This window comes from Streptococcus suis S735 (genome assembly GCF_000294495.1).
Classification (GTDB): domain Bacteria; phylum Bacillota; class Bacilli; order Lactobacillales; family Streptococcaceae; genus Streptococcus; species Streptococcus suis.
Map to the genome: position 1 here is coordinate 1366162 of NC_018526.1, position 25550 is coordinate 1391711.

The following is a 25550-nucleotide window of genomic DNA, read 5'->3' on the forward strand; positions in this document are numbered from 1 at the left end:
TTCTATTTTACCAAAAAAATTGAAAAAATGCTTGAGAATATGGCAAATTTATTTATTTTTTGAAAACGATAGCTTCAAAAGGTCTCAACATCCCTTTATTAATCGCCTCTTCGTTTTCATAATTGTTCATGAAAATAGAATATTCTTCCACAGCTATAGTATAAGCCTGTTCCTGGCTTGAAAAGTTTACCAATATGATGAAATCATCCTGTTCATCATATTTACGGTAGGCCATTACCGAGCTATTTCCAGTCTCCATCACTTCATATTTTCCTTCAGACATACAAGGATACTCTTTCCGAAGAGCAATTAATTTTTGATAGGTATAAAAAAGTGATTGTTTGTCTGCAAGTGCTTTTTCAACATTGATGTCTTTGACAGTATCTCCCAAAGCCAGCCAGGCTTGACCTGTACTGAAGCCTGCTCCTTCTGCCTCTGTCCATTGCATTGGACGACGAGCATTATCTCGACCTTTGGCATTTATAGAAGTAATCAATTCCTCCTTGGTGAAGCCATTTTCAATCCGTTCCGCATACATGCGACGTGTTTCAATATCGTCCGCTTGGCTAATATCTGTAATTGGCGTATTAATCATACCAATTTCCTCACCTTGGTAGATATAAGGTGTCCCTGACATAAAATGAAGATAGATAGCCAACATTTTACCACTTAGTTCACGAAATGCAGGTCGATCATCACCGAAGCGAGAAATGGCACGAGGTAAATCGTGGTTATTCCAGAAAAGCGAGTTCCAGCCTTTACCAACCAGTTCAGTCTGCCATTTGGAGAGAACCTTATGCAAACGTGCTGGATCAAGCGGTGCCAAATCCCACTTTTCTTTCCCTTCCTGCTGATCAAGTCCGACATGTTCAAATTGGAAAATCATCGAAAATTCTTTTCTGTCAGGGTGTGAATATAACTGAGCATTTTCTGGATTGGCACTCCATGTCTCCCCAACAGTCACTAAGTCGTAAGCACCAAAGGTTTTCTCGTTTAATTCCTGAATAAGAGGGTGGAGAGTCGGTCCATCGGCTGTAATTAATTTTTCTGGTTCTTTTCCAATCAAATCAATCACATCTAGCCTGAAACCGCCGACACCTTTTTCAATCCAAAAATTAATCATATCCCAGATTTCTTGTTTCAGAGCAGGATTTTTCCAGTTCAGATCTGGTTGCTTAACAGAGAATTGGTGGAGGTAGTATTTGTTCAGATGTGGAACGTATTCCCAAGCAGAACCTGAGAAGGTCGAGCGTAATTCATTCGGCTCATCAGCCCAAACATAATAATCATAATAGGGATTATCTGGTCCTTTGAGGGCTTCTTGAAACCAGAAATGTTCATCCGAGGTATGATTGAGCACCAAATCCATGATTATTTTGATATTGCGCTTATGGCCTTCTGCAATCAGCTCTTCCATATCTTCCATGGTCCCAAATTCTGGAGCAATTCCTTGGTAATTACTGATGTCGTAACCATTGTCATCCATGGGGGACTGATAAACAGGACTGAGCCAAATAGCATCAATTCCAAGCTCATGGAGATAATCTAATCGGCTGATAATCCCTCGAATATCCCCTACTCCATCTCCATTTGAATCTTGAAAACTACGAGGGTAAATTTGGTAAATGACGGACTTCTTCCACCAATCCGTCTTTTGTATTTCTGACATTTGATTGATCCTTTCTGCACAATCTTATTTAGTCAAGAAAAAGAGGTATCTCCCCTCTTTCTATATAATCATATTATAACTCAATTATGGTAATTTTTCCCTCTTCAATTTCAACAATTTCAAAGGATTTTTCTTTTAGGTTTGCTGTTAGACGGGCAGACACCCCTGCATCTTGATTATTCCAGAAAATTTCCATACTTGTTTCATCCAGCATCTTAACAGAGAACTCTCCGTCGAAAGCTGGACTTGTATTGCGGAATTTAAGGAGTTTGAACAAGGATTGTACAACTGGCCGTTGCACTTCCTGCTCAATTTCTTCCAAATCATAGTAATGGCGATTGATATTGCGCCCTTCCTTACTTGATTCTAAAAGTTCAATATCATTTTCGCCTGCAAGTAAACCAACATAGTAAATCTGTGGAATACCTGGTGCAAAACATTGGAGAACACGCGCTAATAGGTAAGCTTGGTCGTTATTGCCAAGAGCAGAATAATAAGTACAGTTAATCTGATAAATATCCAAATTATTATAGGCTTCTGTACTATAAATTTTCTTCACATTGGCACCTTGTGCATACAAGGCTTCACGCGTTTCCTCTGTCTCCTCATCCGTCAGCAAATCCTTAACATCCACAACACCGATTCCATCATGTGTATCAAGAGTTGTAAATTGCTTGCGAGGGCAAATCTCCATCCAGTGAACCAGGCGATTGACATGACCAGAATACAAAGCGTGGAGAACTAGCATTGGCAAGGCAAAATCATAAACATAATAATCTTGCTCGGCAATTTTCTGCTGAATGGTGTAGTGTTCATGAATTTCTGGTAAGATTTCTACATCTTTTGGTGCCAATAACTGACGTGGAAAATGGAGCATTTCCCAAATATCAGGCTCCACAAAGAAACAATTGGTTCCGATTTTTTTATTGGCATAAGCAAAGGCGTCCAAACGAATAATCGAAGCACCATGCTCTGCCAACTGTTCCAAATTTTCTTGGATGAAACGACGGGTTGTCTCCGTTGTCACATCTAAATCAATCTGCTGTTCATCAAAGGTACACCACACCTTCTCTTCACTACCATCAGCAAATGTTGCAATTCGATATGGAGCACGAGGTTTACGCTTATAGATCAAATCAACATCTTCTTGCGTTGGCTCACCATTTGGCCAAAAGTTTTTATAGCGAATAAACAAATCCGCATAAGCTGATTCATCTTTCTTTTCAAGAAAATCAAGGAAATAAGGAGATTTTGCAGAAATATGATTGATCATAAAATCGAACATCAGATAATAGTCCTTGCTCAATGCTTCAATATCTGACCAATCTCCAAATGCAGGGTCCACCTTTGTATAATCCATTGGCGCAAACCCACGGTCACCTGATGATGGGAAAAACGGCAGAATATGGATACCTCCCACAACATCCTTTAATGGACCTTCGAGGACTTTTTTCAAATCTTTAAGATTCTTGCCTAAACTATCCGAATAGGTAATCAACATAGCTTGGTTTTTAATTTTCATAGACTTTCTCCTTTGTAAGCCTTTTCTTTTTTCATTGTTAGAAAAGGTTGAACAAGTCAACCTTTGTAATTATTTGACAGAACCACTTGTCATACCTGAAATAATATGTTTTTGGAAGATGAGGTAAACAAGTAAGATTGGGATAATCCCCACCACATAGGAAGCAAATGATGGACCATAGTCACTAAAATACATACCTTGGTAATTGTATTGGAAAAGAGGTAAAGTCCACATGCTTTGATCACGGTTCAATACTAGTAAAGGCAAGAGGAAATCGTTCCAGACCCAGAGGGCATTGATAATCAAAACGGTTGCATGCATAGGTTTCATGAGTGGGAAAATGATTTTCCAGTACATAGTAAATTTATCACAGCCATCAATAGCTGCAGCCTCATCCATTTCTTCAGGAACAATGGTCTTAATATAACCGACGTAGAGGAAGAGGGCCTGAGGAACTGCATAGGTCAAATATAGAATAATCAAACCGACAATATTGTTCAAACCAAGGCTTGACATTAATTTGGTCATTGGGAGCATAATCACTTGGAAAGGTACAAAAATCCCAATAATCAAGAAAAAGTAGATAAAGTTAAACACTGTCTGACGTTTCATTTGACGGGCTACGGCGAAAGCTGCCATTGGAATAACAAGTAGAATCAAGCCAACAGCTACAATCGTAATCAAGGCAGAATTGCCAAAATATTGTACAATTCCATCATTAAACAAGCGTTCGTAGTTATTTAAGGTGAAATTTTCAGGAAGACCAAAGAAGTTGCTCGTAATTTCCTTGGTTGGTTTGAATGAGCTAATAATCGTTACAAGTAGCGGAATAAACATGAAGAGAATACCGCTGAAGAGCACGAGATAGACCCACCAATTTTTCTGTTTTTGAGTATTCATGCCTGTCCTCCTAGATTTCAAATTTCTTCGAAATTCTCATCTGAATTAATGAGATGACAATAATGAAGATGAAGAGTACTACAGCCAAAGCATTGGCATAAGAGAATTTATTGTCTACAAAGGCATAGTTGTAAACGAGTAAACCCAAGGATTCTGTTTTGCCGTCTGGACCACCACTTGTCAGTGCAAAGATAAGGTCAAATGCTGTCAAACCTGATTTCATAGCCAAAATGAAAACCATACTGATAGATGGTAATAAGAATGGAAGCTCAATGTTGAAGAACTGTTGAGAACGACTTGCACCATCAATAGCTGCTGCTTCCTTCACATCTTCTGGAATACTTTGCAAGCCAGACAAGAAGATGATGACTGGCATCGCCAGCCCTTGCCAGAGAGCCACAAAAAGTACAGCTGGAATAACAGTATTTTCTTGTACCAATAAGTTTTCCATCAACCAATCGATATAAAGGATTTCTCCAATCTGTGTAAAACCATAGTTGAACAATTGGACAAAAATCAATCCTAAAGTAACAGTTGAAAGAACCGCAGGGAAGAAATACCATGTTCTAAAGAAACCAACAGCTTTAATCTTACGATTGAGGAGACTAGCCAACCAAATCCCTATAACAATTTCTCCGATGACCAAACCAATGGTGAAGATAATGGTAAAAGTCATGGAAGTGTAAAAATCAGGATTTTTTAAAATATCTAAGTAATTCTGAATACCGATTAGTTTGAAATCAGATGTCAATCCATTCCAATCCGTCAAGCTATAATAGATACCTGTAAATAGAGGATAGAAGAAAAAGATTAACTGTAAGCCAATTGGTATGGCAACAAATAGATAGGGCCAATATTTGGCAATAAATCCTTTTTGATTCATCATGGTACTCCTTTTTGATAAAGTTATAGTTGCTTAGTCTCAGTTCAAGGAATCCCATAGGGTTACTAAAACTGACACTAGGCAACTATAAGGAGGCTAGGCTACAACTAGCCCCTGCTTATAGTTTTCCTGGATTATTTTTTCATTGGATCAAAGAATGCGTTCAGTTTTTTCACTAATTCTGCTGAGTTTGGATTTTTTACCATTTCAACAGTGATATTCCAGAACTCTTCTTCTGATTCCCATTCAGATTGCAACCAAACTACGTGTTTGTCAGTAAAGGCATATTGTGTAACTCCAGCAGTTTCTTCAAACTTACCTTCTGTATCTACACCTTCAACTGAAGTTGGTGAGCCATCTACATCATAGTATTTCTGGATAACTTCTGGACGAGAGAGGTATTCTAGGAATTTTTTAGACTCTTCTGGGTGCTCTGTATCTGCTGAAATAGATAGAGCAAGGTCAGCTGCACCGATGGTATAGTCGCCACTTTCTTTATCGCCAGGGAATGTAAACATACCATATTCAAATTCTGGTTCTTGTTGGTTTACAGCTGTAGCTGCCCATGTACCTTGTGGAAGCATGAGAGCATCACCTGCTGCAAAGGCTGCCACCGCATCTGCATAGAGCGCGCCTGTTGCCCCTTTTTGTCCATTGTCTTTCAACAATTGCAAGCGTTCTAACACTGCTTTTGTTGTAGCATCATCTTGAATCGCTCCCTTTGCACTACGAATCAGAATATCTTCTGCACCATCAAATCCACCCGCAACAGTTACCCAAGCTAACTGATGGTAGCCGTTCAATGACCAAGCATCGTTCAATGAAAGAGCAAACGGTGCTGCACTGCCATCAGACTTGATTTTGTCTACCAAAGCCACAAATTCTGCATAGGTAGTTGGAACTTCGAGCCCCAATTCTTTGAACTTATCCTTATTATAGTAAATACCATAGGCATTAGCTGTCAAAGGAAGGGTATAATTTTTTTCGTTAACAAGATATGGTGTTACAGCACCATCTTTCAAATGATTTAATCCTGCATCATCACCAATTTCTAGGAAACGACCATCCGCTGCGTATGCTTTGAAGTCCGCATTTTGTGGATAAATGTTGATGACATCTGGCGCTTCGTTATTTGCCATACGGGTTTTCAGAACAGTTCCTGCATCTGGTACATTTGAAAATTTAACATCAATCGTAGGATTTTCCTTTTCGAAATCATCAATAATTTCCTGAAGGGTAGCTTGCATTTCTGGTTTTTGTGAAAAATATTCTATTTCTACCTTATCGCTACTACTTGCATTCCCACAAGCAACCAAAAAGCTGGCAAAAGCACAAACCGATGCACATTTTAAAAATGTTTTCATTTTCATTATAAAATCCTCCTAGATTTTGTTAAAAATATATTGTACACTAAAATAATCTTTTTGAACATGTGGCATTGTAAGACCAATGTTCATCAGTTCATCCCCGTAGAATGTCTCTCCTAATTGTGGGCATTCATACAAGGCATCTGGGTCTAACCCCTTCAACCGAACATGAAGCAAAGGCGCTTCTGGCTTGGCAAGAATTTTTACAAATGTAAAGACCACTTGATTCTTATCTTGACTAACATAATTGGCAGCCCAGGTATTGCTCGTCTTTTTCAGACGGTAGAGCTGACCGAATTGTATAGTTTCACGAATGGAGTGATAGGTTTCGATTTGCTGACTGATTTCATCCAATTCCTTTTCCGAAAGTTTCGTTAAATCCAGCTCGTAACCAAATGCTCCTCCCATCATAGCCACATTGCCTCGTGTAGCAAGAGGTGTGATCCGACCAACCTGATGGTTTGGAACGGCAGAAACGTGTGCACCAATTGAGGAAGGGGGATAAATCAAACTAGTACCTTCTTGAATAGATAAGCGCTCAATCGCATCTGTATCATCACTTGCCCAAGCTTGCGGCATATAATACATGATTCCCAAATCATTACGACCTCCACCGCCTGCACAGGATTCGAAAAGAATATCCGGGAACCGCTTTGTAAGGTGGTCTAATACACGGTAGAGACCTAGCATGTAACGATGGTGGAACTCAAAGCGCTGGTCATTTGCTAAACCTTCAGGAATATTGGTGATATTACGGTTCATATCCCATTTTACATAAGAAATATTGGCTGATTCTAATATGGAAGAGACGCTATCAATGATGTAGTCACAGACTTCCTGCTTGGTCAAATCCAAAACTAATTGTTCTCGGCTGTAGATTGGTAAGCGTCCTTCTGTCCGAATTGCCCAATCAGGATGCTCACGATAAAGATCGCTATCAATAGAAATCATCTCTGGTTCAAACCACAATCCGAATTTCATACCAAGCTCATTTATTCGCTCTGCTAAACCATTCAAACCATTTGGCAACTTATCCAAATTGACTTTCCAATCGCCCAATGAACTTTCATCATTGTTTCGTTTACCAAACCAACCATCATCCAGAACAAACAATTCAATACCAGCTCGACTTGCAACCTGAGCTAACTGTAAAATCTTTTCTTCTGTAAATTCAAAATAGGTCGCTTCCCAGTTGTTGATTAAAATGGGTCTTGGTTTGTTTACAAACGATGATCGAATGAGGTGTTTTGTGATAAAGTGATGACTATTTTGTGTCATGCCAGTAAATCCTTTATCAGTATATGATAAGAGAACTTCTGGAGTTTGAAACCGGTCATCCTTATCCAATTGCCATGAGAAATAGTGACTTTCCAATCCTAGTCCCAAACGACTGGTTTCCATGGCTGTCGTTTCGACAAATGCTGTAAAGTTGCCGCTATAAACAAGGTGGGCTGCATAAACATCGCCCTTGTCCTCACTTGCATCGGGTGAAACTAGTGCTAAAAAGGGTGTTCTTGAGTGACTTGAAGCACCTCGAATGCTACCAATCGAATACTGACCTTTTGTCAATGGGGTCTGTGTCCACTCTTTTTCATAAGCATAACGTCCTGCCAAGCTGTGAACAATGAAATCCTGATGTGGAAAATCAAGCGTTGCAGACAAGACCTTCTCTAGTTTGCATGGATATTTGCCAGTTTGAATTGTAGCTGACCGTGCGAGATAGGAAGCTTCTTCAAAAACAGAATACTGAAGAGTTACGGTAATATCTGTCAACTGATCGTAAAGATCAATTTCAAGACTCTCTACCTCTTCTTGATTTCCAAAACTTGCTGGTAATCCCCTCAGTTCTTTTTTCCCCTTGTATAATCGATACTCTTTGTATTTTAGGTCAAGAGTGACTCCAAATTCATTCCGAACATCTAATGCTGAGGTTCTAAAATCTCCCAGACCATTGCTGGAATATTCGAGTGGGAGGACATCCAATGAGTATGTCCTATCCCCAGTAATTGGACTCGGAGAAAACGATCGATCTAAATATGTTATTTTGTTTCCATCGCTAAATTTTTCGATTTTTTTCCCAAAATAACGATGAACCAGATCGCCTGTTTCCAATACTTGGATGATATAAGAGAATTCTCTTGTTTTCAGGTGAAAAATCTGTTTTTCATTATAAATCTCAATCACATTCATCTCTCCTATCTCTTCTTTATGGTCTTATTGTACAAAATGAAAACGCTTTATTTAATGGTCTTTTGTATTTAAAACATGTTATAATGTTTCCTAGGAGGATTGAAATGAATGTTCTAAATATCTATAATGAATTGGATAGTCATAATTTTGACCTAAATGTAGACCATTACGGTGCCGAACAATGTGACAAGGGCTATTCCTTCGGTCCTACTATCCGTGATAATTTTGTCCTACATTTTATTACAAAAGGAAGAGGAAAAATTCTTGTTGACGGAAAAACAAGCTATCTTGCTGCAGGTGATTTGTTTATTCTGCCAAAGGATGTTTCCATTTTCTATCAAGCTGATGATATAGACCCGTGGACCTATGTATGGGTTGGTTTTAGTGGTTCACGAGCAAAAGACCTACTTAATCAAAGTCAACTGCTAGAAAACTACTACCTCCACTCCAATCTAGAGTCACCAATTCTAGGCTACATGCATCAGATTAACCATGTTCAGATGCATCCCATCCCCTCTATCACAGAATTGGTCTTAATTGGCTACCTCAACCAACTCTTAGCAGCACTCATAGAGGAATTTCCCAGTGAAACATTAATTAAGCCTGAAACACAAACCAAGCACTATGTTCAGCAAGCCATCAAGATGATCCATAACCACTATGCCCATCCAATTAAAGTTTCTGAAATAGCAGATTTTCTAGCTTTAAGCCGAAGCTATCTCTATAAAATTTTTAAGCAGGAAACTGGCTATTCTATCAAAGATTATATTTTACAAGTAAAAATGAATCGTTCTTGCCAACTATTAGAAGATGCTTCTCGGAGTATCACTGAAATCGCCTATTCTGTCGGATACCAAGACCCTCTCACCTTCAGCGCGGCCTTCAAAAATTATTTCCATATAAGCCCGACAGAATTTAGAAAAACACAAAAAAATAAGGATTAGGTGATTTTACTCACACCTAGTCCTTATTTCTTTATCCAAAAACCTTACCAAGTCGCTGACAGGCTTCTTCAATCATGTTGAATGGTGCTGCTACATTCAGACGTGCATGGTGCTTACCTTCCTTACCAAAGGTCAAACCATCATTCAAAATCAACTTCGCTTTACAATGAAGAATATCAAAGAGCTCCGCATACTCTAATTCATAGGCAGAAAAATCAAGCCAGATGAGGTAGGTTCCCTGAGGCTTCATGACCTTGATCCTTGTATGGGTTGTCAAATACTCCTCAACAAAGTCTATATTTCTCTCCAAAATAACCTTCAACTCCTTCAACCACTCATCTCCATAAGTGAAAGCAGCTTCTGTGGTTAACAAGCCAATCGTTGGAATCTCGTGCTGATTATTTATCAATTGACGCTTAGCGAAAGTCTTGCGAATACTTGGATTTTCAATGATTGCAAAGCTATTTTTTGTACCAGCGATATTGAAGGTCTTGGTCGCAGATGATAAGATGATTGAAAACTCTTTAAAACTTTCATCCACTGTGTTAAAGGAATAATGCTTGTGACCATACAAGGTCAAATCTTGATGTATTTCATCTGAGACAAGGATAACACCATGTTTCTGACAAAGACGTCCAATGGCCAACACTTCCTCTCTTGTCCAAACTCTACCACCTGGGTTGTGGGGATTACAGAAAATATAGAGTTTCACTTGATTCTCTACAATGTCCTTTTCAAGCTGGTCAAGATTAAGCCTAAAAATACTATCTACATCAACTAGTGAATTGGTCACCAACTGACGATTGTTTAATTTTACAGTCCGCGCAAAGGGTGGATAGACAGGTGTATTAATTAGGACTGCATCCCCTTCTTCTGTCAAAGATTGAATAGCCACAGATAAGGCAGGAACAACTCCTTCAATGAGTAGAATAGACTCTCTTTCAATCTTATAGCCATGCTGTCTATCTTCCCAGTCAATAATAGACTGATAGAGGCTGTCACTAGCATAGGGATAACCAAAAACGTGATGAACTGCGTAGTCACGGATAACTTGGCGAATTTCTGGTAGAGGCTCAAAGTCCATATCTGCTATCCACAAGGGTAAGAGTTCTTTATCCGTCTCTACTTGTCTCCATTTTTCCGCATGCTGGGATAGACGATTCGGACTATCTATAAAATTATACTGTGTCATATCTTATCCCTCCAAGGCTGTCTTTAAATCTGCAATCAAGTCTTCCGCATCCTCTATACCAATAGACAGACGAAGCAAATCATCTGTCAAACCGTAAGAATGACGGGTTTCAGCTGGAATGTCTGCGTGGGTCTGAGTGGCTGGATAGGTAATCAGACTCTCTACTCCACCCAGACTTTCAGCAAAGGTAAAGACTTTCAGGGTGTTGAGAATATGGGGAATCCGACTTTCATTTACCACCTTAACCGAAATCATCCCACCTTTTCCTGTGTAGTAAACTTGCTTGACTGCTGGACTCTTCTCCAAATAGGCAACAATTTTCTGAGCATTTTGTGTCGCCCGCTCCATTCGAAGCGAGAGGGTTTTGAGTCCACGCATGAGTAAGTAAGAATCCAGTGGAGATAGGGTTGGACCCGATGTATTTTGGTCATAAAAGAGCTTATCATATAGGGCTTGATCATTGGTCATCAAAGCGCCAGCTAGTACATCATTATGCCCAGATAGGTACTTGGTTGCTGAATGTAGGACAACATCCGCTCCTAGAACAAGTGGATTTTGATAAATAGGGCTGTAAAAAGTGTTATCGACAATCACCTTAACACCTTTGGCATGGGCGATAGCCGAAACCTTAGCGATGTCAAACTCCACCATGAGTGGGTTAGTCGGTGTCTCCAGATAAACATAGTCTGTCTCTTCGGTGATGGCTGCAATCAGCTCCTCCTCGGTGTTTGCATAGGTAAATTGAAATCTACCGATACTCTCTTGCTCATTGAACCAGCGGAAGGAACCACCGTACAAATCACGCGCCGCTACCACTTGACTCCCTACAGGAAAACCATTAAAAAGTAAGACCAGAGCAGCCATTCCCGAGCTCGTTGCTAGGGCATAGTCGGCCTTTTCAATAGCTGCCAAAGTCGTCTCTAGACTGGCACGTGTCGGATTTTTTGTTCTCGTGTAGTCATAACCTGTCGATTGACCAAACTCAGGGTGTTGATAGGTCGTCGAAAGGTGGATAGGGGAAATCAAGGCACCTGTTCTCTCATCGCTATTGATGCCCGTATGCGCTAAAATCGTATCAATCTTATAATCTGTCATAACATCTACTCCAATCTAACTTACAATATAGTCTAGCATGAAATAGGAGATTTGGTGTGAAAAATATCCAAAAATACTTATAGAAAAATAGCAAGCTTTGTTATAGTTTTTCTTTATAACAATATCCATACTGGATCTACCAATAAATACTTTTAAACCTATAATTTATTTGATATAATAAAAGAAAGAGAGGTGATTGTCATGAAATTCCAGTTTAACAAGCATTTCTATCGGTATAGTGCCTTCTATTCTATGATTTTTTGGACTTGTTTTTTTCTGTCAGACATTTTGCTAGACCCTTCCCAAACTCCTGCATGGTATAGCCTACTAGCCTGTCTGATTATTTTTATCAATGCCATTTGGGTATTCTTCTTCAAAGAAGAAAAGGAGCTCACTCGCATGGGTTACATCTTCTATATCGGATTGATTGTAGTGATTGTTTATCTGAGATTTATTTTAGGTAAGTAGAAAGGAGTTTACTATGTCTAAGAAATTCAATAAAGCATTCTATCGGACCTGGGAATTTTACTTGTCTCTTGCCTGTATCCTACAAGTGATTTATGCTGCTGTAAACGGACCGTTTTGGTTTATCCATTTTCTCAAGCTTGGAGTCGGACTTTATGCTGGTTATCTAGCTTTCTTTAAGTCACGTAGCTGGATAAAAAAAACATGGCAAATTTATCTGACGATTGGATTGATTGCTAGTTGGATAATCATTTCCTTCTTTGTATTGTGAGGATTTTATATGTTTAAGGAATTTAATAAAGAATATTATCGGAGTTTGAATTTTTATCTGATGATATTGTTGTTTCTAGGAAGTATCGGGGAGTGGCTAAATAAGGGACCTAGCCTCTGGCTTGCACTCTTGCTCTTTGCTACTGTTGGTACTGCCCGTAGTGCCTTTTGGTCTAAAGAATGGACCTTAAAAGCAAATTGGCAAATCTATCTCTGTATCGCCTTCTTGCTTGTTGGAGCTTGGGTAGAATTTTTTGTTTAAGAGTTGGGAGTGGGAAAGAACTCGACTAAGTCAAAAAGAGTTCGTATTCCCACCCCCGCACAGTTGATTAGGTCAGATTTGGAGTGTAAAACACGAACAAATCTGCCAATCAACCACTGCGCTGAGATGTTGACACGAACACTGAGAAGTGGGCCAGGGCTTTTTGCCCAGCCTCTTTTCTTTCAAAATAAACAGTGATTTTCATTCAAAGATGGTATAATATACCTATGCAAAAAATTGATTTACTAGACGGAGAGCGGATTGACCAGCTCTTCTCGACAGATGTTCAGATTATTCAAAATCGGGAGGTATTTAGCTACTCGATTGACAGCGTTCTTCTTTCGCGGTTTCCAAAAATGCCTGCTCAGAAGGGGTTGATTGTTGACCTTTGTAGTGGAAATGGGGCGGTGGGTCTCTTTGCTTCTACACGCACCAAGGCTCAGATTATTCAGGTCGAGTTGCAGGAACACTTGGCGAATATGAACCGCCGCTCCATTGCCCTCAACGGTCTGGAGGATCAGGTTTCGGTTATCAATGACGACTTGGCAAATCTACCCCAATATGACCTACGGTCCAAGGTTGATTTGATGCTCTGCAATCCTCCCTACTTCAAGGTGGATAAAGAGTCAAACCTCAATGAAAGCGAGCATTATCTCCTAGCCAGACATGAGATTGCAACCAACCTAGACAGCATTTGTCAGGTGGCCCAACAGGTGCTCAAGTCCAATGGTCGCTTGGCCATGGTTCACAGACCCGACCGATTTTTAGATATTTTAGACACACTAAGAACCTACAAATTGGCTCCCAAACGCATCCAGTTTGTCTATCCCAAGGCCAGCAAGGAGGCCAATATGTTGCTGATTGAGGCTATCAAGGACGGCTCGGTGGACGGGCTGCACATCCTGCCACCTCTGGTTGTCCATGAGGAAAACGGCGACTATACACCTGCCATTCGTGAGATTTATTATGGAAAATAAGGCCTACTTGTATGTTTTGGAATGTGCCGACGGAAGTCTTTATACTGGTTATACGACTGATGTGGAGAAGCGACTTGCTACCCATAATCGTGGGAAAGGGGCCAAGTACACCCGCGCACGCTTGCCTGTCAGCCTGCTCTATCAGGAAGACTTTGACAGCAAACAGGAAGCTATGTCTGCCGAGGCTTTGTTTAAGAAACGCAGTCGGCAGAGTAAATTAGATTATATTGCAGAAAGAAAACAAGAAAATGCAAAATAAAAAACATATCCACCGCCTTCGCATCATTTGGCATATCTTGAGAGTGACTGGTTTTGCCACTTTTCTCACTTCCTTTTTCAGTTTTATCTTTCTAGCAGCTGGTTTGCTACTCTGGTTGGAGCCTGATTTTACCAGCTACGGTGATAGTTTATGGTACAGCTTTGTAACGGCGACGACTGTTGGCTATGGAGATATGCTGGTCACCACTGCTTTTGGACGGATTATCAGCATTATCTTAGCTATTTACGGCATTCTCTTTTTGGGGAGCCTGTCTGGATTAGTCGTCAGCTACTATACCGAGGTCAGCAAGCATTATTCTTTAGCAATCAAACAGGACAAGCAAAAAACTGGCTCTTAGGAACCAGTTTTTTAATAGCTTTCCAAAATCTGATCAATTTTAGCCATTGCCTCTTCAAAAATAACCTGAGACTGACTTGGATCGGCAGATTGCCCTTCGATAAAGACCTGATGAATGTCTTCAAATCCAAGAAACTCAAAGATAGACTTGATATATTGGGCAGCTGGATCTTGACCTGCATAAACACCACCATTGGACTGGATGTGCAACAATTTTTTGCCCTTGACCAGACCGATAGAGCCCTCAGGTCCATACTTGAATGTCAGTCCTGCAACGTTAATGGTATTGATCCATGACACTAATTGACTTGGCACATTGAGGTTCCAAAGGGGATTGACCACGACAATCTTATCTGCTGCAAGAAATTGTTGGGTCAAGGCATTGTAGCGGCCCAACTGCTCTGCTTGTTCAGGGCTGATAGCTTCGCCTCTTTTAGCTGCTCCCATAGCCTCTAACAAGGGCTTATCCAAAGCTGGTATTTGGTCCTCAAAGACATCTACTATTTCAATCCGATCTTCTGGGTGCAAACTGGCGTACCGTGTTTGAAACTCTTCCAAAGCCCGCAAGGCGTAGGACTTTTGTGCGTCAAGTGGGTGGGCTTTTACGATTAATAGATTTGCCATTGGTTCTCTCCTTTGTTATCCGTTATTACTAATTATTGATAAATATATTCTACTCTTTTTGATTTGAAATTCAAATCATTTGCTCGAAGCAAAAGGCTGGTCTCCCAGCCTCTGCTTTTTTAGATTGTTTTATTATTTTAAATAGGTGTAAGCGACACAGTCCAGGCTATCAACGGCTGTAAAGCCAATTGCCTCATAGAAAGACCGTGTTTTCTCAGTATTGTCCGTCAAGAGATGAAGCTGATAAATACCCGGAAAGTGGGTAACGGCCTGCTCCAAAAGCTGACGCCCAATTCCTCGTCGCTGATAGGTTGGTAGGACCAAGATGTCCTGAATAAAAACGATTGAATGCCCGTCGCCAACTGCTCGCAAGAGACCCACTAGACGGTCACCGTCAAAGGTAGCAAGAACGAGCAGACTATGTTCCAAGGCCTTCTCTAGCATTTCTGGACGGCTAGTATATCCTGTCCAACCTACAGAAGCATAGACGTCAAGGACAGCTTGAAAATCGAGTTGAGGATTTTGTTTGTAAGTAATCATGTCTTTCTCCTTTGTATTGTTTTTTAGAATACAAAGGCTTTGTCCATTGTTAAAACGCCCATGGTCTTTCCTCCTGTTTTGCTACATTTAGTATAACAAAAACTGCTCCAATTATGAAGCAGTTTTGTAACGACGATAAAAATAATAGAGACTCAAGGTTATGACAGATGTACCAAACAAAATCAGCACAAGGATAGATAGGGTTGGTGAGCCTAATAGACTAACTAGCAGCAATAACCCACCAATAATGAAGAGATAGCCTGACTGCTTTCTTCCCTTTCGTTCTATTTCATTGGTCTTGCTATCCAATTCCTCCTTGGGTAAATAATTCCCTATTACCATATAGCCGATAGCCAGCAGTCCAATGACAAGCCTACGGTAATCCAATTCTCCGCCTAAATTATACCAGAGTAAAGAAACTTGAATGATGAGAGCCAGTAGCGGAAAAAGCCATTTGAACACTCGAATGACTGGTGTTTTCCCTATCCCTTTCACATCATAAAGCACACAAATAAATAGGTGAACACAAAAGAATAGTAGCGGTGTCAAAATTGTCACCATATACTTAGCCATAGAGCCATTTGGCTCACCATTTACGCCAAAATGCGTTACCATGGTATCTGGCAATGCTCCATAGTAATAAATCGTCAATAAAGCAATCAGTAGGAATATACCAGAAGTTGCAAATAAGGTTTTTATGTCAATTTTCTTCATCTTGTTGCCCTCCAAAACTTGCAATCCAAACCAAGACTTCTTCAAAGACCGTATAGTTTAGACGATAATAAATAAAATTTTTCTGCTTTTCCTCCAAAATTAATCCAGCTTTTTTCAAAGTGGATAAATGATGAGAAACTGTTGCTCCTGTTAATTGAAATTGTTCTACAATTTCCCCAGCAGACTTCGGCCCCGACTTAAGACTATCTAGAATTTGCCTACGAATAGGAGCAGAAATTGCCTTCAAGGTTTCAGACAATCCCATAATAAGCCTCCTTGTCCATCTATTTAGAAATATTTCTAAATAGAATTATACTCTGTTTTTATTGTTTGTCAAGAACTATTTCGATTATTTTCTAAATAGATTTCAAAAAAAACAGACCACTCTTTATGGTCTGTCAAATCCGGCTTATCTCTCCCCTTTATTGCGAATCACAAAGCCTGTTTTCTTTTCACTTGATGTGCGTTGGTGTGGTTTTTTGTTGTCTTGACGGCGGTTATCGCGCTTGAACTTGTCATCGCGACGGTTGCGGTCGTTACGATCACCACGGCGTCCTCCGCGATCACGGTCGCGACCTCCACGTCCACCTTTACCCTTGGCTTGACCAGGTGCAAACTTGAATGGTAATGGTTTTTCTCGCGCAATTTCTACCTCTGGCAGACTTTCTGGATCCTGAACAGTCAAGGTCAATACATAAAGCGCTAACTCTTCAGGGGTAAATTCAGCCGCTAACTGAATAGCATCTTTCTTGAACTTATCAAAATTGTTACGGATGGTTTCATCCGCCATTTCACGCTCAATCTTCTTCAAAGCAACTTTTTTCTTGGCTTCAAAGGCCTCTTCAGCTGTCGCTGGCTTGAGCCCTTTCATGCGTTTCTTGGTCAAATCTTCGATAATAGCCAAGTAGCCCATCTCGTTTGGCGAAACAAAGGTAATAGACTGACCTGATTGACCCGCACGACCTGTACGACCGATACGGTGAACATAGCTTTCTGGATCCTGTGGAATATCGTAGTTATAGACATGCGTTACACCAGAAATATCCAAACCACGCGCCGCAACGTCCGTCGCAACGAGGACATCAATCTGGTCATTTTTAAAGTCACGAATAACACGAAGACGCTTATTCTGATCCAAATCTCCGTGGATACCCTCTGCACGGAAGCCACGCAGTTTCAAACCACGAGTCAATTCATCAACACGGCGCTTAGTACGACCGAAGACGATAGACAATTCTGGCTGGTCAACGTCCATGAGGCGTGTCATGGTGTCGAATTTTTCATGTTCTTTGACACGAAGATAATATTGGTCAACATTGACATTAGTCAATTCCTTTGCTGCAATCTTAACGTGCTCAGGCTCTTTCATGAATTTGACACCAATACGCTTGATTGGCTCTGGCATGGTTGCAGAAAACAGAAGAGTTTGACGGCTTTCTGGCACACGTTCGATGATGGCTTCAATATCATCCAAGAAGCCCATGTTGAGCATTTCATCAGCCTCATCAAGAATAAGGGTTTCAACACCGTCAAGCTTGAGAGCTTTACGTTTGATCAAGTCCAAGAGACGACCAGGTGTACCAACAACAATGTGAGCACCAGAACGAAGGGCCTTGATTTGTTTTTCAATGCTAGAACCACCGTAAACAGAGCGAACTTTTACTCCTTTTTCACGACCAAATTTGAAAAGCTCTTCCTGACTCTGCACCGCCAACTCACGCGTTGGGGCGATAATCAAGGATTGAATTGCTTGATTGTTTGTATCAATCTTGTTGAGGGTTGGCAAACCAAAGGCTGCAGTTTTCCCTGTCCCCGTCTGCGCTTGACCAATCACATCTTTTCCTTCCAGAGCAAGCGGAATGGTCTGCTCCTGGATTGGTGACGGCGTTTCAAAACCAGCCTTCTCAACGGCAAGCAAAATATCTTCTGATAATTGTAAATCTGTAAATTTCAATGTATTCTCTTTTCTAAAAGGCAGTGCGAAGCTACCTTATCTAACTTTTTTGTAACAAGATATCAGGGTCGAACCACTGATATTGGATTTGCAACTTACCAAGTATAACACAATCTAACAATAATAGTTAATATTTACCTTTAAAAAGTCAATAATACGTTTTCATGAGGAGTCCATCATTTTATAGACATTTGAATTAGCTTTGATACATCGATACTTTCGGTTTGCCCTACTCTAGTACCAGCTCCTTGTCTGAAAGTTATACTCTTCGAAAATCAAAATCAGACGTTGTTGACTTGATTTGATGAACTTCAGTTCTATCTGCATCTGCGTCGCCTAGTCTGTTTTTGATTTTCATTGAGTATTAATTCATTCGACTATAAGAAAAGAGAAACCTAGTTATACATGCACAACTAGGTTTCTCTTGTATTTTTATTTATGATTATTCTTTTTCAATGCTTGCAAGAACCAGTCCAAACTTTTACTGATAATGACAACCATTACCAATGTCCAAAATGTTTTTACAAGCCCAATTTTAAAAGCCAAAGGAGTTACCACAAATACATCAAAAATGAGAATAACGGTGGAAATCTTCCATTTGAAATATTTATTACACAACAATGCAATAATATCACTTCCTGCCGTGGACCCGTTTCCATAAATGACTAGAGCCATTGATAAACCTGTCACCAATCCCGCCAAGAGAGCAGAGGGAATCAGGGGCAACCATTTTATTTGCAGAAAAGTCGTATAATGCATGGTTAAGGACATAGTAGCAACCGCTAAGAAAGTATAGAAAACCGTTAACTTACTCAAAAAGCGATAGGCTAATACAATCAAAATCCCATTCAAAACAAAACTGGACAGACTTGTTTCAATCCCTGTCGTATAAAACAAAAGTAGGGTAACACCAGTAATCCCACCTTCGCCAAATTCATGTGGAATGATGAGCATATTCAAAACAAGGGCATATAGGATTGCCCCAAAACATATCAATAAGCAGTCTCTCCATTTTATCTGCGTCATATTCTCTCCTCACAAACAGTCCACCTTAGTATATCAAAAAAAGCAGAAAGCGGATAGCCACTTTCTGTACTTTTTTCCTATTTTCCTAAGACAGCTGAAGCCAGAGCTTTTTGAATAGCAATGACACTCTTATCGCTCTTAAACTGAAGAATTTCAGCAGGTTCAACAGCCGATGAAATCCATATTTTCAGCTCAGCATCTAAGTCAAAATGACCAGAGGTTTCTACCGTAAAACGTGAAATCGAGCGGTAAGGAATCGATTTATAAGATACCTTTTTCCCAGTCATTCCTTGCTTATCGACCAAAATCAATCGATATTCTGTAAAAACAATCAGATCACGAACCAGACTAAATGCCATCTCAACCTGTTCATTATCCAGTAGAACATGCTCCAATTCCTGTTCAATCTTATCATTATCCATTTGCGAGGCATTGCCTAGTAAACCTGAAAATAGTCCCATAATATGACTCCTTTGGTATTTTTCTATAGTATAACACAAAAAGCTACTAGTTGACTATCTTAGGCACTAGGTCTTTACCAAACATGAGAATTACTCGCTTACCTTTGCTTCCTTATCAACTTCTTTAGGTTGATTGTTCTCAATACTGCCACCTTCAACTGCTGGAAAATGTTCTGCAATCGCAGATGGGATCTTCTGATCATTTAGATTTAATTCTTCCTTCGGAATGTGATTTTCACTCACATCAATTGTTTTCAAAGTCTTATTCGGCTCTGTAATGGCAAGTGTTTCAATATCATTTTTTGAAGCATTCAGGTCTTCTAAGGCTTTGTAATCATTGACTCCTTCTAAATTCTTCAATTGATTATCTGCAACATTTAATCGAACAACCGATTCTTGTTTACCCTCTATTTCCAAAGTCTTAATTTGATTCCCCTCTACATCCAGATTTACTAATTTTTCATTTTCTTCTATCCCTTGTAATTCAGTAATCTTATTATTCTTAAGAGTAAGACTAGTTAAATTTGGATTGTTTTTTACAAACTGAAGATCTTTTACATTACTTTCATTAGCTGTCAGTTCTTCTAAATTCTCTGTTTTTAGAGTTGATATATCCAATTGAGGATTCTGTGATATATACAAACGGGTTAACTTCTTCTTGTTTTGAAGCGCAGATAAATCTGTGATACGATTATTATCTAAACTAACAGCTGTCAATTGTGACAAATCTGCTAATGGGGATAAATCCGTCACTTTATTATGATCTAAATTTAAAGATTCCAAAGCTTTTAATTTAGCTAGAATAGTGATATCTTCAATGTCATTTCCTGCAGCAGAAACTACTTTTAAGTTTGGAAATTCTTCCAAAAAGCCCAAATCAGAAACACCATTTTGTGATAAGTCAATTCCCTCTAATGTTGGAATTTCTTTCAAAAATTGATAATCCTTAACGCCTGTGCTAGTCATCCATAATTGTTTCAATTTTTTAAATTGCAAGATAGGTTTTACATCATCAATTGGCGTAAAACCAATCCCTAACACTTCAACATTTGGCATCAAGTCCAGACCGGCTCTCTTTAGCGGATCTTTTCGCTGACCAATATTTAGATATTTTACCGTTTTTAACCACTCTCTCATCTTCTCGGAATCTGTTTCATTAGATGGGAAAGGAGTATCGGCCGTAGCATGCAAAATATCTTCAATAATCTCATCATCAAAACCTAATTGTTTTAAAGTAGCCATTCCAATTTTATCATGAGCATGTGGGTCACCGTGAGGGTCTTCGATTGGTTTTCCAACTTCAACTTTCTCAATCAAGATTGTATGAGAATGGTCACCATGAGGGTAAACGAAAGCAGGTCCTGCATCTGTTTCTATCACCTTGATTTTTGCTTTTGAAACATGCAGGTTTTCGGCTAGGTAGCTCTTTTTAGCTTCTCGTTCTTCTTCTACACTTGAGTTAGGTTTCCCACCTTCTTGTGGTGACAACGGAATTTCTACATTAACTTGAGTGGAAGTTGACGAATGGTATTCTGCTCTAGCAGTCTCTAAATACTGAGTAGGAATATAAGACTCCCACGGACTTCCTATCAAATGACTGTACGGAAGTAAATGAGTATGAGTACCATGGCCAATGAGTAACCCTAACGCTGTTTGACCTTGGACTCCGCTACCATCAAAAAGGAAACCGTCGCTTGTTGGATAATCAATACCTGGGAAAGCTTTCTTTGAATTAGACTGAGTGGAAGTATGCCCTTTTTCTGTGGTAGACTTGAGTGGGACGAAATTATTTCTTGTGGTCGGAGTATGCAACGAATGATTATCAAGAACAGTAATCTGTCCCTTTTTTCCAATGGTCTCCCCAGTATTTCCTTGTCCGTATTGCAAACTTGATTTCCAAATATAATGATAATGATCTCCATGACGTACCGTATAGCCATTCGCATCTTCAGCCACTACATCCTTCGGATCAAATACATAACCATCATCAAAAGTTTGTGATAGCTTCGCTTGCTTTGCGTTGGAATGCGAGCTGGATTGGCTATTCTCAATGTACTCTTTGGGTACCAGATAGGACCATTTGCTTTCTTTTAAATCCTTATAGAAGATAAAATGTGAATGACCATTATGTTCTAAGACCAGTCCCTCATCCGTTTTTGAAAGAATTTGACCTTCATTTTCAAAAAGAAATCCATCATCCGTAGGATAATCAACACCAGCTACCCCTTTTTTAGCTTGAGAAGTAGGTTTCTTTTGATTTTTGGTGAGTTTCTTAGCTTCAGAAATAGAAATTACATTAGCATATTTATCCTTGGGATAGTAGAAGTACTGCTCATTTACTTTTATAATATAACCTTTCTCTAGCTGATACTGAATATCTTCTTTATTCAATTTATAATCAGAATCTGGAAGGGTATCTTTTAAAAAGTGTGCCGCATACGGGATCGGACCTTCAAAAAAGTATGACTCTTCTCCATATAGACGCATATAGCCATTAGATTTAATTTCAGACACTACAATCGTATTTTCATCTACTTTTGAGATATTGCTACTTTGAACATCTTGATGATTTATTGCAGTATTCTCTGTTTTTTGGCAACCCGCCAAAAAAAGATGACAAGATAGGATAATGCCTGTCAAGGCAAATAAGGTTGTTTTCTTTTTCATTTTTGTCCTCCTAAGCTCATTAACCAGTTAACAATTAACTAGTATACATTTTATTTTTGATTTTTGCAAGAAAAAACAACTGACAATGATTGTTCGTGAATAAATTTTCCATTCCACGACAAACGCATGAAAAATTTGTTTTATAAACCATATTTTCACGACTGCTGTCAGTTTTTAGTAGAAAAAATGTAATATAATAGCCTTGGAAATGGGGGTATCCTTGTTAAAGTGCAAGTTTTACAAAAACCTTAAAAAAATGCATACAACAAGAAAATAGTTACATACCTTTTTCTTCATGCGGATTGCATGTTTCCATCCCTACGATCATTGACAAAGCAAACAAACTATAGTATATTAAAAATAGGGAAATAAAAGGAGAATATATGGAAAATACATCTACTCAAACTTTCGAAGAACTCGTTGCGGAACAGAAAAAGAAACGTAATCGCGTCCTTAGAATTATTATCACACTCTTTACCACTATTATCGTATTTTTTGCCTGTCTTGCATTATTCAAATACAACAGTGGCAACATTAGCGGTACGTGGCGTAATTCCCAAGCTGAACAAGATATTGTCGAAACCAGTATCAAGGAATTGCAAAATCAACTTCCAGGTATTGATAAAACGTGGATTGACGCAACTTATACGATGACAGTCGTAGATAAGAAAGCTGTCTTCACCGCTACAACAAGCTTTGATATTCCTAAAATCGCAAAATTAACCTTGGATCAAGCTTACAAGGTAATGTTAGAGGAAGCACAAAAAGAAGCAAGTTCTCTGGGAATTTCCGTAGAAGAATACTTAACAACCGCTCTCGGAGCAGATTATGAAAAGCAATTGAAATCATTTCTACCTACACAAGCTGAGGCGGAAAAAGAATTTCATAAGTACCAAGACGAATATGCTAAAGAACTAGGTGCCACATACAATCAAGAAACTGGTACTATCTCTGCTACCTTTTTCGAAGGAGACGTCGATCAGCTCTTCCATACTGTGACCATTACAAAAATTAATGACGCAGCAATCAAACAGCTGACTACATACGATATTTCCGTAAAAGATATTATTTCCTATTCTCGCAAGGGAAATACCACCATTATTAACGGAAATGAAGAATTTACTTTAGAAAAATAATAAAAAAAGCTGGGAAAGTCATCCCTGATGGTTCCGACCTCACCCACAGAATAATGAAAATAAATATGAAGCCCTCACTAGGTGTATAATCTTAGTGAGGGCTTTGTGCTTGATGAGTTAATGATGTTAGTCATCGCCGGAAAAACTAACCCACTCTATTGACGAGCTCTAAAAAATATGCAATAGACATGAGCATAAGAACTAGCCAATAAAAACACAGATAGATTCAAGCTAATTTTGATGAAATACAGCCGAATTGTCTGTGCTTTTATTTTTGTCTCTACTATAGATAGGACAACATTGTGACGATATTTGAAAGAACTTGTACTAATACTCAATGAAAATCAAAAGTAGCCTAGGAAACGAAGCCGAAGATAGAACTGGAGTTCATCAAGGCAAGTTGACAACGGATAATTTTGATTTTCGTAGAGTATAACCTCCTGTTTGTTTCATCACTTACAGTGTAGTCCTTCTGACCTTTTTTGCATATTGAATTTAACTAATGTCACCAATATAAATTATTTTCTCTTATATAACCTTTTACATACCTGATAAAGAATAGGTACAGCAATGATGGTCGTAATTGCAGTGCCATAGGTTCCTAAAATCCTACCCAAAGCAGCTAAAAATAATACTGATGGCGTTAGTCCACCGACTAAACTACCCGTCAATGTGTACTTCAACAGGTTCAAGATAATTTTTGTGAGGGCTGCAACTATCCCAACCAACATAATATTTGATAGACTATCGTTTGCCTGTAGGAATTTCTCATAAAATAAGTGTAGGACAAAACAGACAATGAGTGATTCTAGAATGGTAATCCAAGCAACGGAGGCATATCCCGACAGTAAATCAAAGATTCCTAGACCGAGTGAGGCTGCCAGCGCCCCTTTTTTGGCACCAAAGATTAGTACTCCTACTACCACCAGAGCATTGCCTAGATGGACAAATTGACTCCCAAAAGGAATACGAATAAAGAAGACAACCACACAAATAAGGGCTGCAAATAGGCTAATTTCTGTTAATTGACGCAATTGATTCTGTTTCATAATTTCTCCTTTAATATTTGAAATGCCTGCTGTAATTCTGCTAGAAAAGGTTCAAAGGAAATCCCAAATTTCAAGTCTCTATCCAAAGCAAGGGTACGCTCTAAACTCTTATCGATAAAATCTAAAGCTAGAGGGATAGCTTGATGGAGATTGATTTGTTGGATGGTTGCTACAGCCAACAAGGTAGATAGAATGTCACCTGTTCCAAAGAAATTTGCTGGATATTTTTTAGACATATAGGTAGTTATTTCCCCTGTTTCCTGCTGAAAATAGGCTACACCTATTTGGCTATCATCAAAGGAAATCCCTGTCAGTACAATATCTGCGGATACCTGCTCTGCTAAAGCTTCCAGTAAGTCCTCAATATCATGAATATCGTAGGAATCTCCCAAATAGTTTCTCCCAGTCAATAGAGAAGCTTCTGTTATATTCGGAAGAATGAGCTGGGCCGACTGAGTCAATTCTTTCATGGCCTCTACATAGGATGATGTAAAACCTGTATACAGTCTTCCACTGTCACCCATAATCGGATCTACAATCAATGGTGTCTCTGTTTGTTTAGCATACATAGCCAATTGACTTAGTTGCTGAGGATTTCTACAGTAGCCAGACAAGATGCCTGCCAACTCCAAATTCAAGTTCTTCCACTGTTCAAAATAGGCTTGATTCAAGTCAGTCATATCTTCAATGACAACATCTGGGAAACCGCCTGTGTGTGAGGATAAAAGAACTGTAGGTAAAAGCATTGTTTCTACCTGACAAGCTGCTGCAATTGGGATGCTAGTTGCTAGTGCAACCTTACCAACACCAGGTAAGTCGTTCGCAAGCAATAATCGCTGCATGATAACTACCTCCTAAATTATTTTTCATAAACAAAATTGTAAAGGATTATCATACATTTTTCAATCTTACATATCCGCAACTGTATGGGGACAGATAGCTGAAACCTTGCAACACCAGGCTCAAATTATTACATAAGAAAAACAGCAACAACTCTTTGCTACTGTCATCCTCTTCAATGTATTGT

26 protein-coding genes are annotated in these 25550 nt (G+C 39.2%); 8 read left to right on the forward strand and 18 right to left on the reverse strand.

Annotation, left to right across the window (positions count from 1 at the left end):
• Positions 1–52 precede the first annotated feature (52 nt).
• The 6 genes from YYK_RS06730 to YYK_RS06755 form a co-directional block, all read right to left on the reverse strand.
• Positions 53–1669, reverse strand: coding sequence for a glycoside hydrolase family 13 protein (locus YYK_RS06730; protein ID WP_012775656.1), 1617 nt, complete (start codon positions 1667–1669; stop codon positions 53–55).
• Between the two features lie 73 nt (positions 1670–1742).
• Positions 1743–3191, reverse strand: a complete 1449-nt coding sequence (gene gtfA, locus YYK_RS06735; RefSeq protein ID WP_012775657.1) for a sucrose phosphorylase — start codon at positions 3189–3191, stop codon at positions 1743–1745.
• Positions 3192–3260: 69 nt separating this feature from the next.
• Complete coding sequence (locus YYK_RS06740; RefSeq protein ID WP_002937312.1) at positions 3261–4091, reverse strand: carbohydrate ABC transporter permease; 831 nt, start codon at positions 4089–4091, stop codon at positions 3261–3263.
• A 10-nt stretch (positions 4092–4101) separates the two neighbouring features.
• Positions 4102–4974: a carbohydrate ABC transporter permease gene (locus YYK_RS06745; protein WP_014917288.1), complete on the reverse strand. Its 873-nt coding sequence runs from the start codon at positions 4972–4974 to the stop codon at positions 4102–4104.
• Positions 4975–5108: 134 nt separating this feature from the next.
• On the reverse strand, positions 5109–6344 hold the full coding sequence (locus YYK_RS06750) for an extracellular solute-binding protein (protein WP_012775660.1): 1236 nt from the start codon (positions 6342–6344) through the stop codon (positions 5109–5111).
• Between the two features lie 12 nt (positions 6345–6356).
• Positions 6357–8531: an alpha-galactosidase gene (locus tag YYK_RS06755; protein ID WP_012028400.1), complete on the reverse strand. Its 2175-nt coding sequence runs from the start codon at positions 8529–8531 to the stop codon at positions 6357–6359.
• 104 nt (positions 8532–8635) lie between these two features.
• Here YYK_RS06755 and YYK_RS06760 point away from each other — a divergent pair, with 104 nt between their 5' ends.
• Positions 8636–9475 carry an AraC family transcriptional regulator gene (locus YYK_RS06760; RefSeq protein WP_012775269.1) on the forward strand — a complete coding sequence of 280 codons (840 nt, stop codon included), beginning with the start codon at positions 8636–8638 and terminating at the stop codon, positions 9473–9475.
• Between the two features lie 31 nt (positions 9476–9506).
• On the opposite strand, the gene YYK_RS06765 is transcribed toward YYK_RS06760, so the two are convergent.
• Both YYK_RS06765 and YYK_RS06770 read right to left on the reverse strand, forming a co-directional pair.
• Positions 9507–10667: a MalY/PatB family protein gene (locus YYK_RS06765; RefSeq protein WP_012027496.1), complete on the reverse strand. Its 1161-nt coding sequence runs from the start codon at positions 10665–10667 to the stop codon at positions 9507–9509.
• A gap of 3 nt (positions 10668–10670) precedes the next feature.
• A complete protein-coding gene (locus YYK_RS06770; protein WP_012027497.1) occupies positions 10671–11762 on the reverse strand; it encodes a cystathionine gamma-synthase in 1092 nt (363 codons plus the stop codon).
• A gap of 201 nt (positions 11763–11963) precedes the next feature.
• On the opposite strand from YYK_RS06770, the gene YYK_RS06775 reads away from it, so the two are divergent.
• The 6 genes from YYK_RS06775 to YYK_RS06800 all read left to right on the forward strand — a co-directional run bounded on the left by YYK_RS06775 (position 11964) and on the right by YYK_RS06800 (position 14353).
• Complete coding sequence (locus YYK_RS06775) at positions 11964–12230, forward strand: hypothetical protein (RefSeq protein ID WP_014636473.1); 267 nt, start codon at positions 11964–11966, stop codon at positions 12228–12230.
• 13 nt (positions 12231–12243) lie between these two features.
• The gene (locus YYK_RS06780; RefSeq protein ID WP_012027499.1) at positions 12244–12498 is read left to right on the forward strand and encodes a hypothetical protein; all 255 of its coding nucleotides are present in this window, start codon (positions 12244–12246) and stop codon (positions 12496–12498) included.
• 9 nt (positions 12499–12507) lie between these two features.
• Complete coding sequence (locus YYK_RS06785) at positions 12508–12759, forward strand: hypothetical protein (RefSeq protein ID WP_012027500.1); 252 nt, start codon at positions 12508–12510, stop codon at positions 12757–12759.
• A 227-nt stretch (positions 12760–12986) separates the two neighbouring features.
• On the forward strand, positions 12987–13736 hold the full coding sequence (locus tag YYK_RS06790; protein ID WP_014917289.1) for a tRNA1(Val) (adenine(37)-N6)-methyltransferase: 750 nt from the start codon (positions 12987–12989) through the stop codon (positions 13734–13736).
• On the forward strand, positions 13726–13995 hold the full coding sequence (locus YYK_RS06795) for a GIY-YIG nuclease family protein (protein ID WP_012775271.1): 270 nt from the start codon (positions 13726–13728) through the stop codon (positions 13993–13995). Before YYK_RS06790 ends, YYK_RS06795 begins: the two co-directional genes overlap by 11 nt.
• Positions 13985–14353, forward strand: a complete 369-nt coding sequence (locus tag YYK_RS06800; protein ID WP_012775272.1) for a potassium channel family protein — start codon at positions 13985–13987, stop codon at positions 14351–14353. Before YYK_RS06795 ends, YYK_RS06800 begins: the two co-directional genes overlap by 11 nt.
• Before the next feature lie 11 nt (positions 14354–14364).
• On the opposite strand, the gene YYK_RS06805 is transcribed toward YYK_RS06800, so the two are convergent.
• The 8 genes from YYK_RS06805 to YYK_RS06840 form a co-directional block, all read right to left on the reverse strand.
• On the reverse strand, positions 14365–14976 hold the full coding sequence (locus YYK_RS06805) for an FMN-dependent NADH-azoreductase (protein ID WP_012028406.1): 612 nt from the start codon (positions 14974–14976) through the stop codon (positions 14365–14367).
• A gap of 132 nt (positions 14977–15108) precedes the next feature.
• The gene (locus YYK_RS06810; RefSeq protein WP_012027506.1) at positions 15109–15516 is read right to left on the reverse strand and encodes a GNAT family N-acetyltransferase; all 408 of its coding nucleotides are present in this window, start codon (positions 15514–15516) and stop codon (positions 15109–15111) included.
• A 111-nt stretch (positions 15517–15627) separates the two neighbouring features.
• A complete protein-coding gene (locus tag YYK_RS06815; protein ID WP_012775273.1) occupies positions 15628–16230 on the reverse strand; it encodes a DUF1648 domain-containing protein in 603 nt (200 codons plus the stop codon).
• The gene (locus YYK_RS06820) at positions 16217–16495 is read right to left on the reverse strand and encodes an autorepressor SdpR family transcription factor (protein WP_002936205.1); all 279 of its coding nucleotides are present in this window, start codon (positions 16493–16495) and stop codon (positions 16217–16219) included. The genes YYK_RS06815 and YYK_RS06820 overlap by 14 nt, the downstream gene beginning before the upstream one ends.
• A 144-nt stretch (positions 16496–16639) precedes the next feature.
• Positions 16640–18184: a degradosome RNA helicase CshA gene (gene cshA, locus YYK_RS06825; RefSeq protein ID WP_012027508.1), complete on the reverse strand. Its 1545-nt coding sequence runs from the start codon at positions 18182–18184 to the stop codon at positions 16640–16642.
• Between the two features lie 432 nt (positions 18185–18616).
• Entirely contained in the window at positions 18617–19210 is a 594-nt protein-coding gene (locus tag YYK_RS06830; protein ID WP_002936201.1) for a YitT family protein, read from the reverse strand.
• Between the two features lie 77 nt (positions 19211–19287).
• Positions 19288–19671, reverse strand: a complete 384-nt coding sequence (locus YYK_RS06835) for a PH domain-containing protein (protein ID WP_002936200.1) — start codon at positions 19669–19671, stop codon at positions 19288–19290.
• 90 nt (positions 19672–19761) lie between these two features.
• Positions 19762–22338 carry a pneumococcal-type histidine triad protein gene (locus tag YYK_RS06840; protein WP_014917290.1) on the reverse strand — a complete coding sequence of 859 codons (2577 nt, stop codon included), beginning with the start codon at positions 22336–22338 and terminating at the stop codon, positions 19762–19764.
• Between the two features lie 383 nt (positions 22339–22721).
• Here YYK_RS06840 and YYK_RS06845 point away from each other — a divergent pair, with 383 nt between their 5' ends.
• Positions 22722–23474 carry a hypothetical protein gene (locus YYK_RS06845; protein WP_012027511.1) on the forward strand — a complete coding sequence of 251 codons (753 nt, stop codon included), beginning with the start codon at positions 22722–22724 and terminating at the stop codon, positions 23472–23474.
• Positions 23475–23992: 518 nt separating this feature from the next.
• On the opposite strand, the gene YYK_RS06850 is transcribed toward YYK_RS06845, so the two are convergent.
• Together YYK_RS06850 and YYK_RS06855 are read right to left on the reverse strand one after the other, a co-directional pair.
• Positions 23993–24523, reverse strand: coding sequence for an ECF transporter S component (locus YYK_RS06850; protein WP_012027512.1), 531 nt, complete (start codon positions 24521–24523; stop codon positions 23993–23995).
• Complete coding sequence (locus YYK_RS06855; RefSeq protein WP_012028411.1) at positions 24520–25365, reverse strand: pyridoxamine kinase; 846 nt, start codon at positions 25363–25365, stop codon at positions 24520–24522. The genes YYK_RS06850 and YYK_RS06855 overlap by 4 nt, the downstream gene beginning before the upstream one ends.
• Positions 25366–25550 lie beyond the last annotated feature (185 nt).